The following is a 15,394-nucleotide window of genomic DNA, read 5'->3' as shown; positions in this document are numbered from 1 at the left end:
GTACAGCGGACTGTTCGGTTCCAGTTGATCGAGGAACCAGAGCCGCTGCTGGGCATACGATACCGGCATATGCACGCTTCGTTCCACCGCTTGAATCGGCGGGCGTTTCTCTCCTTCTCCCCCTTGCGCTAACAGCGTTAATTGGCGGGATAAGCCTTCGATCGTCGGGTGTTGGAACAGGTCGCGCACCGCCACCTCCACGCCGAACACCTCGCACAGACGCGAAACCGCTTGCGTTGCCAGCAGCGAGTGGCCTCCCAAATCAAAGAAGGAATCATAGATACCGATCCTTTCCACGCCAAGCAGCTGGCTCCATACCGCCGCAACAAGCTCCTCCGCCGGCGTTTGCGGCGCCGCATAGCCCTCTTGCGACGACACTGTCGGAATCGGCAGCGCCCTCGTATCGATTTTCCCGTTCGGCGTTATCGGTAAACTATCAAGTTGCACAAAAAACGTTGGCACCATATAGCTTGGCAATCGCTCGCTCAAGTATGCCCGCCATTCCTGCGCGCTGCCTTCTCCGACCAGATACGCCGCCAGTTGCTTTTCCCCCGGCCTGTCTTCCCGCACGACGACGGTCGCCTGTCGCAGAGTCGGATGTTGGTTGAGAATCGCCTCAATCTCACCAACTTCGATCCGGAATCCTCTGATTTTCACCTGTTTGTCCATCCGCCCTAAATAAACCAGATTCCCATCGGGCATCCGCTTCACCCAATCCCCTGTCCGGTACATGCGCTCTCCCGCAACGAACGGATTGGACACGAATTTGTCCGCTGTCATGTCAGGCTGGTTCAAATACCCGCGCGCAACGCCGTCTCCGCCCAGACAAAGCTCTCCCGGTACGCCGACAGGATTTAAGTGATTGTGCTGATTGACCACATACGCCGTCGAGTTGCCGATCGGTTTACCGATAGGGATCTGTTCCTCATACGCACGGTCAATCAAGAAACAAGTTGAGAACGTCGTATTCTCGGTCGGACCGTACCCGTTCCACAGCGACAATTCAGGAGAAGAACGCAGCACCTGATTGACATGAACCGGCGACAGCGCATCCCCGCCGATGATGAGATGCTGAAGACCCGCGAACATAGCAGCGTCTTTTTGAACGAGCTGGTTGAACAATGGAGATGTCAACCACATCGTCGTCAACTGATGACGATGTACAAACGCCGCCAGCGCGGGCGCATCCAGCAACGTTTCCCTTGGGATAGGATACAGCGATCCTCCGTTCAGCAGCGCGCCGAACACTTCAAACGTGCTGGCATCGAACCCGATCGCACCGGTTTGAGCCATTCTATCTTCGGCGCTGAAAGGGATGTAGCCCGCTTCTTTCACCAGACGAACCACGTTGCGCTGCTCCACAACGACGCCTTTCGGGTTTCCAGTAGATCCTGACGTATACATGACGTAAGCTGCATTTTGCGATGTCGTCATGACCGGCGGATTCCGATCGCTCTCCTGTGACAGCATTTTCTGATCGGCAGCGCTGTCCAGACAGATGCGCGTGATAGGCTCCGGCACCCATCCGCTTGCCTCGTTCAGGGTTACCATTAACTCAATCCCCGCATCGTGAGTCATGTAAGTCAAGCGCTGCTGCGGATACGACGGATCCATCGGCACATATGCGCCCCCGGCTTTCAAGATCCCCATGATCCCGACGATTAGATCCGCCGAGCGTTCCATGCAGATTCCAACCAGCGTCTCCGGCTTCACACCCTTCTTTCGCAAACAGTGCGCCAGTTGGTTGGCCCGCGCATTCAGTTCCCCATACGTCAGCTGGCGGGCTTCGTCAACGACTGCCACCGCTTCCGGCCGTGCCGCCGCCTGCTCCTCGAACAGCTCCTGAATCACCTGATCCCGTGGATACGCCGTCTTCGTCCGGTTCCATGCCACCAGTTGCTGCTGCTCCTCATCCTGAGATAAAAGACGAATGTCAGCCATTCTTTCTTCAGCATTATCCAGCACCGTATGAATAAAATGATCAAAATGACGAATCCATCTTTGAATTGAATCTTCATGAAAAATATCTTTATTATATTCAAAATTCGCTGCAATCGTTCCATTACTTTCCTGTTCAACAAATAAAGTCAGATCGAATTTGGAGACCTTCTTATCCAAAGGAAACGGAGCGAGCTTTAGCCCGTGCAAATCGAAAACATTTGTAGCATTGCCCAGAAAAATAGCCGCATCTTGCTTGCAAGCTTTTTGCAATACAAACCCCGCTTGGAAAACTGCTGGAATACTCATATCACGCTGAAGACTGTTTTCGCTAACCATAAGCGAGAAGGGATAATCCTGATGATTGGTACAATCCGTTAATTCTTCTTGTACTTGCAGAAGCAATTGTTTAAAAGAGTCATTTTCACTAAAACGCATCCGAATTGGAAGTAAATTCACGAAGTAACCACAAGAATGATGGAAATTTCGATTCTTTCTACCGTATCTGGGCGTTCCAACGATAATTTCGTTTTGCCCCGATAACCGATGTAAAAAAGAAAAGTAAAGCGCTAATAACACGCGATTCAAAGACTTGTCTACTTTGTTGCAAAATGCAGACAGCTTCTCGCTCGTTTTTGCCTCCAAGGCAAAAGGCACCAGTCCTCCGGCAAAAGCAGGAACAGGCGGACGCTTCTTATCAGCGGGCAGTTCCAGCACAGGAAGTTCGCCTGATAGTTTATGTTTCCAGAACTGCGCTGATGTTTGCCCGGCTTCGCTCTGTAACAGGCTTTCCTGCCAACTGACAAAATCCGAATACGAGAACTCCACGCATTGCAGTTGGGTATTCTCTTGCAGATCTCCGTTATATAAACGTTTATACAATAAACCAAACTCATCTAATATCAGAGATAAAGACCAGCCGTCAAAAACAACATGATGGAGTACGATGTACAGCACATAATGTTCCTCGCTAAAACACAGCAACCTGACTTTAAACAATGGCCCATTGCTCAGGTCAAAACTCTCCTGAGACTCTGCCAACAGGTACTGGTTAACTGCCGACTCTCCCCAGTCCCCTACTGCGATTGACTTGAAATCGAGAACTGGTTCGCTATACACTTTTTGCACAGGCTCTTCTTCCATTATAAAGACAGTTCGGTAACATTCATGACGTTTTACGAATTCAATAAAAGCATTTTGTACAGTTTCTATATCCAGCTTTGAATAAATATGCCACGCAAACGATTCATTGTAGCAAGTGTTGTTTGGATACATCGAATCATGCGATAAAAGCGGGATTTGTCCCTTTGACAACGGAATTGTTTTGATAAACGTTTTACTTGACAAGTAAACCATCCCTTTCCGAATATGATTTTTTACATGTTCCCATACTCTGTTTCCTCACATCCGTACAGTACAGTTATTGAATTCATAATCAATGACGCTCTATTCAAGACGGACGTCATCACTTCCTTCCCTTCAATTTACTGGCACCTTGTCGCCCTAATCGTGGCGACAAATGGTACCTTTTGTAATTATATAAAGGAATTATTAAGAATCATGTCGAAATTCGTTAATTTTTTGTAACACAATACGAATTGTTGTTTTTTTGACATAATTGTAAAGTTTATGATCAATACCCAAAATGTGCATCGACCAATCCAAAATATGAGTTATGAACAGCTTCACTCCAGAAAAACGAAAGTAACACAAAGAAAGCCCGTACCTTAAAGGCACGAGCCGCCGACATTTATGTTCAAGCTTAACGATATTTAATCTTCAAATCACCGACACAGGGTAATGTAAGTATCTGCTTGATGAAGGCTTCTACGAAACATCTGCTAGAGTTCAAGGGCCGCATTGCCCACATGCGAATATTGTGTTAGGCGATCGATCTGCCATCCACTTGCAAACCTCATGTTCGTAATGAAGAGCTCCTGGGGGACAATGGTTTTAGGCGCTAACCATCCTCTTAAGCAGAGCTTTCGATTGTATGATCAAAAACATGACGGGAGTTTTCTGCCCTATTATTCCTTCATTTCTGAGAATAATAAACCGTTCGACGCAATCCTCCAGCCTGCTTTTTGTATATATTCATATTCTATTTTTGAAGTTTTAACGTCTCTTTCTCCGTCTAAGCCTACATACATATCGAGAATTGCTTTTGTTCTGTTCCCATTCTGTTCGATGGTAACATTGCGTATAGAATCCTTTGATTTTTGGGAGTAACCTCCGTCGAATAGTTCCGCCAGAACTCCGTTTTTATCATGTTGTATACGGAAATTTCCCATGATTTCATCAATATACTTCGGAGTGTAAAATGGATCCAGCTTGTTTCTAATGTCCGCTTCAGTTGTTGCATCACAAATATAAGTAAAGTAGTGATCTTCTGATTGAAAGCTATCACACCTGGGATCTAACGCTTTATTACGATCCATCTGGCCAAATACAACAATCGTCGATAACTGGTTTTCGCCTTCTATGGCCAATCGAATCGCTTCTTCTTTCGTTAATTCTTGCTCGACATTTGTCGTACAGCCAACCAGCAGAAAAAGCATAGATAACGACAATAATACTAATTTTAATATTTTCAATTTGATCGTCCCTTTTCATTGTCCTGAACATTTTATGTATTTGCTAGTCAATGCCCTCGATGACAGGTGTAAATACGTCGCAACCCAGCTTTAGATAGCTGGTATCTTAGGCCGGGTCGCGTGTTGTCTGTCTAAAACAAATCTATTTCCCTTATAATGACTCTGCTGCAAATTGATAAAATGCCTCTGCATCCTCTCGAGTAGCAAATCCGGCCTGTGCCATCTTATCGCTGCCTCCGCCTTTGCCCCGATAATCGGCCAAATGCTGTTTGAAGAAGGCACCGCAGGCGAGACCATCCTCTCCTCCTCGGGCGAGCAGTACCTTATGATCTGAGTTGGACATGAAAAGCACGATAACGTCAGCTTGTTCAGTGAGCTTAGCAGCCAAGTTCTGCATGTCCTTCAGCATCTTATCCGCGAATTCATGCTTAACTAAGCTTCCCTGGCGGTCTGCCAACAGCTTCTCAGCCAGATATGCATCATTCTCAGCCTTCACCGCATTCAATTCAACTTGCAGCTGCTTCTGCTCCTGATCCCATTTCTCAATCCGATCCAAGATCTCTTCCTTTCCCGTATTGAATCGGGCCGCTAGACTGCCGAGAATCTCCACACCGGCATTAAATTCGTTCAACGCACGGTATCCACACTTAAAATAGATACGCATATGCCCCTTCTGCTTCTCAGCTCTCAACAGCTTGATCATTCCAATCTCACCTGTTGCTGAGACGTGTGTGCCGCCACAAGCGTTATACTCGATACCTTCGATTTCAACGATCCGAATATCGTCAGTTACCTTGGGCTGCTTCACAAGCGGCAGCTCCGCAGCTTGCTCTTGAGTCACAACATAATTCGTGACCTTGCGATTCAGGTAAATCTGATCATTAACCTCCAGTTCCAACATCATAAGCTGATCCTTCGGCAAATCAGGTCGGGCAACATCAATCGTGGCATAATCCTCACCTAGGTGGAAGCTGAGCGTCTCCGCCTGGCATGCTTCCAGACACATAGCTGACAGCAGATGCTGACCGCTATGTTGCTGCATATGGTCGAACCTTCTATCCCAATGCAAGCGGCAGTCGACCTCTTCCACCTCAGGAGAATGCTCGACTTTGTGCAGAATTTCCCCTTCCTCGAGAACGACATCAAGAACTGGAATTTTATTGATCCACCCCAGATCGCAGGGCTGTCCCCCACCGTGTGGATAAAAGGCTGTCTCATTCAATACCAGATAGGTTCCATCCTCCCGCTCCAATCTGCGAGTGATTTGTGTCTTCCACTCCCGGATATAGGCGGATTCATAATATAGCTTCTTCGTCATCTTTATGTCCTCACTGTTCCTAGATTACATTTACTTTACTATAAAAGAGCTCTATATTCTTCTGGTATTAACTGAAGTCTTTGCTGAATTGTTAGTAATATACGATACGATTCTAAATCTCGGGTTTCAAGACCGAATCTAGAATCATCCATTATGATCGGCTTATCAAATTCAATAACTTCTACAACTTCCCCAGTATAAATCTCTTCTTTATATTGCTTATATGTAAACTTTTCTTCTTGCTTCACTCTTTCGATTTTCGTAAGTACTCCGTCCATGAAGGAACATTCAAATCGTGTACTTATATACTCACCATCAGCATCTTTTCGATGCTTAAACACGATAATATCCTCACATACAAGGTTGAAAAACACGATATAACCAATATCCGTCCCTGTAAAAACAACTACTCTGTCCTCAAAACAATCATAAAAAAATTTCCCTGACGACCAAATACCTAAAGTGTCCATGCTGCATTCATCCTTCAAATGATTGATTATTCAACATGATTCCTCATTCTGAAGAATCTTTCTATATACAACACCATGAATATGTACAAGCATTTTTTGCTTTTCTAATCCCTCAAATAAATTCAACATATCACCAAATGGATCTTCGAAATACGAAGCTAAGTGTTTAAGAATTATTATATTTTCTGAATTTGATTTCAAAATTCATATTTAGCAGGTCGATCCATGTAATTGATTTTATACGTTTTCAATCCTTTATTTGTTCTCCTTACTAGATCTAGTCTCTCATACATCTTATAATACACTTCTCCATAGTTCAGTCCTTCGGGTAATGATTTTATCAATCGTATTTCAGCGATCTCTGATTCCGGTAATTCATCTATTTCCTCTACCTCTGCATAAAATGCCATCCCATAACTATCATGAAACGCATATATGCCTAATGGTGATAATTCAAATTTTATGGAGCCTGTTTCCTCATACAATTCTCTGCTTGCTGTTTCTATAATAAATTCTCCTTCTTCTCTTCTTCCTCCTGGAAGCTCCCAAACTTCTCGATTCCTGTTTCTAATTATAATTAGTTCATTTTTATATTTTGCTATCATAACAACAAACGTAATCTTGTCATGTAAAATGTCATCTAGCTCGTACCATAGAAAATCCATAGGATTGTCATCCCTTCATCTTTTAAGATTCTGAATGCTCTTGCTGGAACAAATACCAAAAGTACATGCCTCTACAGAATACGGCAAATTACCTCGAATCTCTTTCCGTTAATATCTTTTTATATGTATCTACAACATTCTTTAATATACTAAGGTTTTCTTCTACATTCCCGGTTTCTAATCCATGATTCGCACCTGGGATTTCAATAGTCTTTTGTCTTTCTTCAATTTGTGCAGCATTGTCCTTCGTAAATGAAGGATCATTCCCACCATAAATTACAATTCCATCGGATGTATTTATAAATGGGATTGTCCCGGCCAATGGGGTCAGGAATACATGATAGACATTAAATAGTAATCTTCGATGTACTTCTCCAGCAATTATGGTTCCTAAACTTTTACTTATAAAAATGACTTGATCATAATTGGTAATGATTCTATTTATTGATTCACAGCATTCATCTATAACTATAGGTAAGTCTTTTTTGTCTAAGTTCGTTCTTGCTGCTTGATAACCGTACTCTAAATTCAATACATCATACTTTTGTTGTAATGCAGCATTACCCGCATAATAGAGAAGCGGAAGCTCACAAGGATAATTCCAACCAGGAAAAAGTATAACTAGCTTGTTATTTCCTTCTTGAACTGTGAAATGTTTATGTTTTAATTCAGTCCCCCAAACCGATGGTACATGTATAATATCCAATTTCATTTTCACTTTATCTCCCTTCATGCTTCAGATAATTTTCGTCTAATGTTTTTATATACACGAAATGACCCAGCCTATGATAGCTCTTATCTTAGGCTAAGTCATCATTCCTTCCACGATTATACAGCTTACAATCAAAGGGCGATAGCCTTGATCGTGTTATTCTTGTTATTCTCCATTTACCGCGATCATCTGCACCACCGGTCGGCCGTCACCCTTCAGTTCGATGTTACCAGCGAGTAGTTGTGAAGACCCGTCCCCGTCTAGAAATATGGCCTCATTCAACTCCCCATCGGCAATACTTCCCTTAATCGCAGTACGAAATTTTTCTGCCGTACATTTGGTAGAAGTAACAACCAGGTATAATTCCCCATAATTATCATAGACCATACCACTGCGAAGGCGCTCGTCATCGGGAAACGGCAACCCTTCTTTTTCAACCGCAATTCTATACCAGTTGCTATCGTCCTTTATATTCATACTGATTCCACCCTGAGCCCAGAACTTCGCAACATCTGAGATATACAGATCATCGACGCTTGCAGCTCGTTGCACGTTGACTATTTTTGTGACCCGATCATAAACGATGGTTCCCCGAGCATATTTGACGTTAAACCAGCCTGATCCATATTCTTTCGGACTTCCGCTTACGGGCATACCATCCATAACCGCGATGCTTAGCAACTGATTTCCCCAAAAGAATCCACCATTTATCCCATTGGTTCCCGATCTCACGACGTTGTCGTTTATGCTATGAAGCGAAATACGACTCGGCTCCGTCTTCAGCACATGAAGAACAACACCGTTATCAGCAGTTATTTGAAAGTAGTTCACTTCTTTTGGATGATCGCCTTTACTTAAGTGCCATATCGTAACGACCTCTAAAATTAGATATAAAGCACATAAATAAAATGGAAAGGAACGTCTTATAACAGCGAATCTTTCATTCGTAATTCCTTTCATATCCGCTCGTCCCCTTATTCGTTACTTGATAATAGATATGACGTTCTTGGAAAATTCGCTGCGTAGATGGTGTTATAAGTGGTTGGCGCCTTCCATGATTATACATCTGACATTCAAGGAAAAATAGTCTTCTCTATACTTAAATATGGTGTTAGATGAGGCCATGACTCTCTTCGAGTTACTATCGATTCCTGTAATCGCTAACATTCAAAAAAGGGAAACACAGCTATGTACTTATTAAATTTACCTTCCCATTCGTTCCAATCACCTGATCTCAGAGTCCCTGCAATCTGCAGCCCTGATGGTTCTACTGATGCCCATAGAAAGAAGTCAGTTTTACCTTCTTCACCAAACCAACATGGCTGACCAATATGATTCATAATTATTTGTGATGGAAGCAAAGAATAAATTTCAGCCAATCTATCCCATGAATCGTTAGTGAATTTCTCAAAATCCAAACAATATACACGATCAATATTAATAATTGGTTCGTCCTTAATCTCGGAATTATCGTAAAAACAAATTATCAATTTTGTCTCTCCTTATATACACTCGTAAAAATTAACTCGTTACTGTAATAAAAGCCTGATAAAAACCATATCCGCAATTTTAGCGACCAACCTTTCTTTGAGTAAGCAAACCTTTCTCCCGTAGGTAGGAAAACAGGTTGAACTGTAAATCAACGACTTTTCGAAGTTCTGTCAATCCATTACTTTACAAGGGTAAGTCCATACGGTAGTTCTCGGTCATTAATCCAAGCTTCAACAATCTTGTTAAATAACTCAGGTTGGGCAAGGGATACTCCATGACCAACATTAGGTATGATAATACCTTTACAATGGATTGTGTTGTCTACGATGTCTAATAAGGATTTCCTCATCATTTTCTTTTCTTTTTCCCCAACAGTTATCAAGATCTTTGCTGTAGACTTGCTGAAATCTGTTGGTATCCGAAAAGACATGTTTTCTTCTAAAATCTGAATAAGAAGGTTCATATCCATGTTACTGGTTTCTTTATAATAGGTTTCAAACATTTCCTCACCAATGTATAACTGTTTGGCTTGAAGCTTCGAGAAAGTTCGATTTTTTGTTAGCCCATAAGTTAACCGGATGGCAGGTTGAATCATTTTATTTACAAATGGAGCCGGTCTAACAAGTACACTATTTATTATTGAATAATCTACTATATCTGGGTTCATACTTAGTATTTCCATAGCAACTTGTGCGCCTAAAGAAAATCCGATTAAAATAACCTTTTTGCCTTGTGCTTTAGTTAGAATCAAATTTAATATTTCTTCAGCACAATTCTGAATTGAAAAGTCTGTGCAAGGACTCTTCCCATGTCCAGGTAAGTCCGGAACTAAGCAATGGTAATCTTTAAAGTATTCAATTTGCTTCGCCCACATCCAACCACTCACTCCTCCCCCATGTAAGAAAACAATGAGAGAAGCTTCTGTATTTCCCGACTCTGTGTAATGTAGCTTCAATGGATTCCACCCTTTACTGTTTCATTTGATCTTACGAGTTGCGCAACAATGATCTATTTACACTTTTTGATGTTCTTCCATCCATTCTTCAAGTGCCACTTTAATTAAAAATCGATCTTTTGACGAGATACTTTTAATTTGATTCCATTTTCCATCAACAAGTTGCAAATGGTAATGACCATTTATATCTGAATCTGGGTACCAACCTAGATCTAAGAGTAAAGTGTCATCACTTTCAGGAATGTACCATTTTCCATTATTAATTTTCAGTTTAACGATCTGTAATAAATCTTCTGTGAAGTATCCCCAGTTCTCAATTAGGTAATCATTACCCTCACTAAGGATAGGATCTATATCGTAGAATTTGTTATAGGTTACGGCATAACCTGCTGGCACCTTAAGTTGCATTAGATTCAATTATCTCATCCTCTCATACATCATTTGGTAATTTGGATCAGCTACACTTAGTTGGAAAGAGAAAATAAGGGTTGTTTATTTTAGATGATGCCACGTTATGAATCATTGCCGATATTCAATACAGTTACTGTTATCCCAGTATTACTAGTGACAAAGTTGATTGACCACATGTGGCTTACTGACAATTTCCCACTAACTTTATCATTAGTTCTTTTTACTAAGAACTTTTGATCTACGTTATAAATTACTGGATAAACTTTATCAAGGCCATGTTTAAGCTTCAGCTCTCTAGCCGCTTCACTTACAGATTCACTACTTGCTTGAATCGGCTTCAATCCGAATTTCTCAACTAAATATAAGCTAGATTCATTTCCAGTCAATATCTCACTTTCAAACCCGTTGGAAACAATATAATCTCTTATCTCAGGATTACTTTCAACCTCTTCAGCCTGTACCATTTCCAATTGAAAGGCTTCTGTGACTTGATTAACAATGCTCTCAATTTCATTCGCATTAACAACTGGAAGTACAGGCGACATTAGCAAAATCAATATTACAAAAAACAACCCTAACTCCCCTTTCCGTTATTTTTTCGGAAATTTCCTGACTAAATATTACAACCGTTTGCAATTTCAAGTAAAGGCATATCATGGAAAAATAGGTCCAGTAGTATTCATTCAAAAGTTTATTTATATCGAAAAATAATACATTGAAAATCAAAAATTAGTTGACACAATTTTTAATGCGTGATAAAAATGTTAATATCCATTTCGGAAAACTACATATTTGGGCTATGAAAGGATAAAGTAGTGGAAATCTCCCTATCTCAGAGAGCTGATGGTTGGTGTGAATCAGTATATAGATTATTCATGAAGTTCGTCCTGGAGCATCTTTCATAAATCTCACGTTGTGAGGAAATGAAAGACGGTAGTGAATACCGTTATCAAATAAAGTGGTGAAGAATTTTTTTTCACAACTAGGGTGGTACCGCGATATATATCGTCCCTACGTATTTACGTAGGGACGTTTTTTATTTAGGTCTTACTATTGTTGTATCTTCATAACTAGGGTGGTACCGCGATATTTTATCGTCCCTACGTATTTGCGTAGGGACGTTTTTATTTAGGTCTTACTCTTGTTGTATCTTCACAACTAGGGTGGTACCGCGATATTTCATCGTCCCTACGTATTTACGTAGGGACGTTTTTTTATTTGAAAGGAAGTGGTTGTATGAGAAAGGATCTACGATAGAACAATATGAATAAAGACCGAATCGTAATAGACAAAGAAATAGAAGAAGCAGAGAGGAGATAAAGAGATGGATTCACAGCAATGGACATCGAAATTAGGTTTCATTTTAGCTGCAGCAGGTTCAGCAATTGGTCTTGGAGCGATTTGGAAGTTCCCGTATATGGCCGGTATTGGAGGCGGTGGCGCGTTCTTTCTTATTTTCATCGGTTTCACTTTATTAATAGGTTTACCGTTATTATTGGCGGAATTTGTAATTGGAAGAAGTGTACAAAAAGAGGCTGTTGAGGCATATAGAGATATTGCTCCTAAGACGCTATGGCCGTTGGTAGGTAAATTAGGGATTGTAACCTGCTTCATATTGCTTTCATTCTACAGTGTTGTAGGAGGATGGATTCTATTATATTTGTGGAACGCAATTACAGGCAGACTATGGGAAGGAAATGGCGCGTACGAAGCAACTTTTGGTGAAATCATTTCCAATCCATATTTGGCTGTTGGAGCACAGCTATTATTTATTTTGATTACTATTTTTATCGTAAGTAAAGGTGTACAAAACGGTGTTGAAAAAGTAAATAAATATTTCATGCCCGCACTATTTGTTTTATTCTTTGTATTAATTGTTCGAGCACTTACATTAGATGGTGCTGGAGAAGGAGTTCGTTTCTTCTTACAACCAGATTTCTCACATGTAACATCTGAAATTGTGTTATATGCGATGGGGCAATCGTTCTTCTCATTATCTGTCGGTGTAGGAGTCATGGTAACGTATAGCTCATACTTACCGAAAGAAGAAAGTTTACCGCGTTCCGCGTTTTCTATCGTCGGTTTAACACTTGTGATTACATTGCTTGCTGGACTTGCTATTTTCCCGGTTGTATTCGCATTTGGAATGGAACCATCTCAAGGGCCAGGTCTATTATTTATTGTATTGCCAGCGATTTTCAGTAAAATGGCATTCGGAAAGCTATTCTTCATTATTTTCTTGTTACTATTTTTCTTTGCAACGATAACATCCGCAATTTCGATGTTGGAAATTAGCGTTGCCTCTTTAACGAAAAAAGGGAACGGAAAACGCGAAAAAATGGCACTGATTGTCGGATTACTAATCTTTGTCGTAGGGATTCCATCGGCGCTATCCTATGGCGTATTAAGTGATGTGGAATTGTTTGGCAAAACCGTCTTTGATTTAGCTGACTTTACAGTAAGTAATGTTCTTATGCCACTCGGTGTATTATTAGTTGCGATCTTTGTACCGTTAAAAATGAAGAAAGATGTATTAATGAGAGAATTGGAAGTAAGTAAAAATAGAGGCTATACATTATTCGTATTATGGTTATTCTTACTTCGCTATATAGCACCAATTGCAATTATAATCGTATTTTTAAATGTAATTGGAGTGATTTAGAAATACGAAGGGCCCTAGCATAACGTTATGTTAGGGCCTTTTCGTTATATTTTTTCCGTTTCAAGAGATAACACTTGCACCTGACGTAACGTCATGTTTTATAGTATAGTTGCCGGCAAATAGATGCGCAGCACAAAAAGAGGTGATTATGAAGCAGCTTTGGAAAGTCGGAGATCTTGCTAAGCTCACGGGACTCACATTACGAACATTGAGATTTTACGATCAGATTGGCCTGTTTTCTCCTTCGGCGCATTCCGATTCGGGGCACAGGCTGTATAACCAGGCCGACCTATCGAGACTGCAGCAAATTTTGTCCTTAAAAGAGCTAGGCTTATCGCTTGAGGAGATTAAGTCCGTAGTAACCGGCGGCCATTTTAGTCCGTTGCAAATTGTGTCGCTGCAAATCGCCCGCCTAAAAGAAACGATCCAGATGCAACAAAAGCTTTTGTCCGGATTGGAATCCGTGTCCGAACTCATGCTTTTGAAACAACCAGTGACGGTTGAAGATTTTACAAAATTATTAGAAATGATGAAAAAGAGCCAAGAAAAAGTGATCCTCGAACGTTGGATGAATTGGGAGCATCGCCTGGATCAGCTTGGCGATCTCCTCGACAAGGATGCCGACGAATCGAATCAAGGGAGCTGAAAATCATGAACGAACGATCTTCCATTCATCACACTTTCGTCGTTGAGCGAGTGTACAAAGCTTCGCCAGCAAAGGTTTTTGCCTACTGGGCGAATCCTCGCATGAAAGAGCAATGGTTTTCGAAAGCAGATGAGTTTGACTTCCGTGTCGGCGGTGGAGAACGCACTCAAGGTGGGCCTCCCGGCGGAGCGGTGTTTACCTTCAATGCCCGGTACCACGACATTGTGCCAGACGAGCGCATCGTTTATACCTATACGTTGGATATGGGCGAGACGCGAATTTCCGTTTCTGCAACGACCGTCGAGTTCAAGCCAGAGGGAGAAGGCACAAAGCTGATTTTCACCGAGCAAGGCGTCTTTCTCGATGGCCACGATACACCGGCTCAGCGCGAGCACGGAACCAAGGAGATGATGGATAAGCTGGGTGTGCAGCTGGAGATCGACTAACCTATTTTACTATGTAAAGGAGGAATGGGCATGACAGAAAAGCATGCGACAAATAGCGAAACCAACGCAGCGGAAGAATACGAATTGGTAACAACGAGGGTGATAAATGCATCCCCTGCTCTCGTTTACGAAGCCTGGACTAAACCCGAGCATTTGGCACAGTGGTGGGGTCCGAACGGGTTTACAAACACTTTTCACGAATTTGATTTACGGCCGGGAGGGACATGGGAGTTTGTGATGCACGGACCGAACGGAGTTGATTATCCCAATAAAAGCGAATTTGTCGAAATCGGGCCAGAACGGATCGTGCTGCGGCACGTATGTGAACCCCATTATCAACTCACGGCAACCTTCGAGGATCTTGGCGGTACAACCAGACTAACATGGCGCCAGCTTTTCGAAGACGCTGCCGTATTCAACGCCATCAAGAAAATTTCAACTCCAGCCAACGAAGAAAATCTTGATCGGCTCGAAGCGCAGTTGCAGAAGATGTCCATCTGAGAACCTAAGGCGAGGGAGGAACGGGCATGACGGAAAACCATGCGGCAAACTGTGAAATCAGCGTAGCGGAAGAAAAGGAGTTGGTAACAACGAGGGTGATAAGTTCATCCCATTCCCTCGTTTACGAAGCCTGGACTAAACCCGAGCATTTGGCACAGTGGTGGGGTCCGAACGGGTTTACGAACACTTTTCTCGAATTTGATTTACGGCCAGGAGGGATATGGGAGTTTATGATGCACGGACCGGACGGAGTCGATTATCCCAATAAAAACGAATTTGTCGAAATCGGGCCAGAACGGATCGTGCTGCGGTATCTATATGACCCCCATTTTCAACTCACGGCAACCTTCGAGGATCTTGGCGGCACAACCAGATTAACTATGCGCCAGCTTTTCGAAGATGAAGCCGTATTCAACGCCATCAAGGAAATCGCATCTTTACACACCAAGGAAAATCTTGACCGGCTCGAAGCGCATTTGCAGAAGATGTCCATCTGAGAGCCTGAGTACCTTTTCCGATAGACTCCTGCCGGCTGCGAGGCCGGTTTTTCCATGTATTCTTGTAAGCATCACACGACCCAGCCTT

The 15,394-nt window shown here is 42.3% G+C and carries 16 protein-coding genes and 1 other annotated feature; of the genes, 5 read left to right on the top strand and 11 right to left on the bottom strand.

Annotation, left to right across the window (positions count from 1 at the left end):
* The 11 genes from ABN764_RS24960 to ABN764_RS24910 form a co-directional block, all read right to left on the bottom strand.
* A partial coding sequence (locus ABN764_RS24960) for a non-ribosomal peptide synthetase (protein ID WP_446673430.1) occupies window positions 1-3,294 on the bottom strand: 3,294 nt, incomplete at its 3' end.
* Between the two features lie 671 nt (window positions 3,295-3,965).
* On the bottom strand, window positions 3,966-4,532 hold the full coding sequence (locus tag ABN764_RS24955; RefSeq protein WP_446673429.1) for a DL-endopeptidase inhibitor IseA family protein: 567 nt from the start codon (window positions 4,530-4,532) through the stop codon (window positions 3,966-3,968).
* A 151-nt stretch (window positions 4,533-4,683) separates the two neighbouring features.
* Complete coding sequence (locus tag ABN764_RS24950; protein ID WP_446673428.1) at window positions 4,684-5,850, bottom strand: alanyl-tRNA editing protein; 1,167 nt, start codon at window positions 5,848-5,850, stop codon at window positions 4,684-4,686.
* 38 nt (window positions 5,851-5,888) lie between these two features.
* Entirely contained in the window at window positions 5,889-6,320 is a 432-nt protein-coding gene (locus tag ABN764_RS24945; RefSeq protein ID WP_446673427.1) for a hypothetical protein, read from the bottom strand.
* A gap of 197 nt (window positions 6,321-6,517) precedes the next feature.
* The gene (locus ABN764_RS24940) at window positions 6,518-6,985 is read right to left on the bottom strand and encodes an NUDIX hydrolase (protein ID WP_072730748.1); all 468 of its coding nucleotides are present in this window, start codon (window positions 6,983-6,985) and stop codon (window positions 6,518-6,520) included.
* An 88-nt stretch (window positions 6,986-7,073) separates the two neighbouring features.
* Window positions 7,074-7,697, bottom strand: a complete 624-nt coding sequence (locus ABN764_RS24935; protein ID WP_446673426.1) for an alpha/beta hydrolase — start codon at window positions 7,695-7,697, stop codon at window positions 7,074-7,076.
* A gap of 165 nt (window positions 7,698-7,862) precedes the next feature.
* Window positions 7,863-8,657 carry a hypothetical protein gene (locus ABN764_RS24930; RefSeq protein WP_446673425.1) on the bottom strand — a complete coding sequence of 265 codons (795 nt, stop codon included), beginning with the start codon at window positions 8,655-8,657 and terminating at the stop codon, window positions 7,863-7,865.
* A gap of 200 nt (window positions 8,658-8,857) precedes the next feature.
* Window positions 8,858-9,187, bottom strand: a complete 330-nt coding sequence (locus ABN764_RS24925; protein ID WP_083545283.1) for a hypothetical protein — start codon at window positions 9,185-9,187, stop codon at window positions 8,858-8,860.
* 179 nt (window positions 9,188-9,366) lie between these two features.
* The gene (locus tag ABN764_RS24920) at window positions 9,367-10,143 is read right to left on the bottom strand and encodes an alpha/beta fold hydrolase (RefSeq protein ID WP_446673424.1); all 777 of its coding nucleotides are present in this window, start codon (window positions 10,141-10,143) and stop codon (window positions 9,367-9,369) included.
* A gap of 57 nt (window positions 10,144-10,200) precedes the next feature.
* A complete protein-coding gene (locus ABN764_RS24915) occupies window positions 10,201-10,551 on the bottom strand; it encodes a hypothetical protein (protein WP_446673435.1) in 351 nt (116 codons plus the stop codon).
* Window positions 10,552-10,655: 104 nt separating this feature from the next.
* A complete protein-coding gene (locus ABN764_RS24910; RefSeq protein ID WP_446673423.1) occupies window positions 10,656-11,126 on the bottom strand; it encodes a hypothetical protein in 471 nt (156 codons plus the stop codon).
* 218 nt (window positions 11,127-11,344) lie between these two features.
* Window positions 11,345-11,570: a binding site (T-box leader), on the top strand.
* A 308-nt stretch (window positions 11,571-11,878) separates the two neighbouring features.
* On the opposite strand from ABN764_RS24910, the gene ABN764_RS24905 reads away from it, so the two are divergent.
* The 5 genes from ABN764_RS24905 (at window position 11,879) to ABN764_RS24885 (ending at window position 15,306) form a co-directional block, all read left to right on the top strand.
* The gene (locus tag ABN764_RS24905; protein ID WP_446673422.1) at window positions 11,879-13,216 is read left to right on the top strand and encodes a sodium-dependent transporter; all 1,338 of its coding nucleotides are present in this window, start codon (window positions 11,879-11,881) and stop codon (window positions 13,214-13,216) included.
* 148 nt (window positions 13,217-13,364) lie between these two features.
* Complete coding sequence (locus ABN764_RS24900) at window positions 13,365-13,862, top strand: MerR family transcriptional regulator (protein WP_072732259.1); 498 nt, start codon at window positions 13,365-13,367, stop codon at window positions 13,860-13,862.
* Between the two features lie 5 nt (window positions 13,863-13,867).
* Window positions 13,868-14,308, top strand: a complete 441-nt coding sequence (locus ABN764_RS24895; RefSeq protein ID WP_446673421.1) for an SRPBCC family protein — start codon at window positions 13,868-13,870, stop codon at window positions 14,306-14,308.
* A gap of 30 nt (window positions 14,309-14,338) precedes the next feature.
* Window positions 14,339-14,809, top strand: coding sequence for an SRPBCC family protein (locus ABN764_RS24890; protein WP_446673420.1), 471 nt, complete (start codon window positions 14,339-14,341; stop codon window positions 14,807-14,809).
* Between the two features lie 26 nt (window positions 14,810-14,835).
* Window positions 14,836-15,306, top strand: a complete 471-nt coding sequence (locus ABN764_RS24885) for an SRPBCC family protein (RefSeq protein WP_268627657.1) — start codon at window positions 14,836-14,838, stop codon at window positions 15,304-15,306.
* Window positions 15,307-15,394 lie beyond the last annotated feature (88 nt).

The sequence above is a fragment of the Paenibacillus wuxiensis genome (genome assembly GCF_040195695.1).
GTDB classification, from domain to species: domain Bacteria; phylum Bacillota; class Bacilli; order Paenibacillales; family Paenibacillaceae; genus Paenibacillus_B; species Paenibacillus_B suaedae.
The sequence above is the reverse complement of the archived record's forward strand: the minus strand, read 5'-3'. Positions and strand labels throughout refer to the sequence as shown.

Coding starts and splice junctions, on each gene's coding strand:
- ABN764_RS24950 (WP_446673428.1), bottom strand. CDS start 5,850: ATGACGAAGAAGCTATATTATGAATCCGCCTATATCCGGGAGTGGAAG.
- ABN764_RS24945 (WP_446673427.1), bottom strand. CDS start 6,320: ATGGACACTTTAGGTATTTGGTCGTCAGGGAAATTTTTTTATGATTGT.
- ABN764_RS24940 (WP_072730748.1), bottom strand. CDS start 6,985: ATGGATTTTCTATGGTACGAGCTAGATGACATTTTACATGACAAGATT.
- ABN764_RS24935 (WP_446673426.1), bottom strand. CDS start 7,697: ATGAAATTGGATATTATACATGTACCATCGGTTTGGGGGACTGAATTA.
- ABN764_RS24930 (WP_446673425.1), bottom strand. CDS start 8,657: ATGAAAGGAATTACGAATGAAAGATTCGCTGTTATAAGACGTTCCTTT.
- ABN764_RS24915 (WP_446673435.1), bottom strand. CDS start 10,551: ATGCAACTTAAGGTGCCAGCAGGTTATGCCGTAACCTATAACAAATTC.
- ABN764_RS24905 (WP_446673422.1), top strand. CDS start 11,879: ATGGATTCACAGCAATGGACATCGAAATTAGGTTTCATTTTAGCTGCA.
- ABN764_RS24900 (WP_072732259.1), top strand. CDS start 13,365: ATGAAGCAGCTTTGGAAAGTCGGAGATCTTGCTAAGCTCACGGGACTC.
- ABN764_RS24895 (WP_446673421.1), top strand. CDS start 13,868: ATGAACGAACGATCTTCCATTCATCACACTTTCGTCGTTGAGCGAGTG.
- ABN764_RS24890 (WP_446673420.1), top strand. CDS start 14,339: ATGACAGAAAAGCATGCGACAAATAGCGAAACCAACGCAGCGGAAGAA.
- ABN764_RS24885 (WP_268627657.1), top strand. CDS start 14,836: ATGACGGAAAACCATGCGGCAAACTGTGAAATCAGCGTAGCGGAAGAA.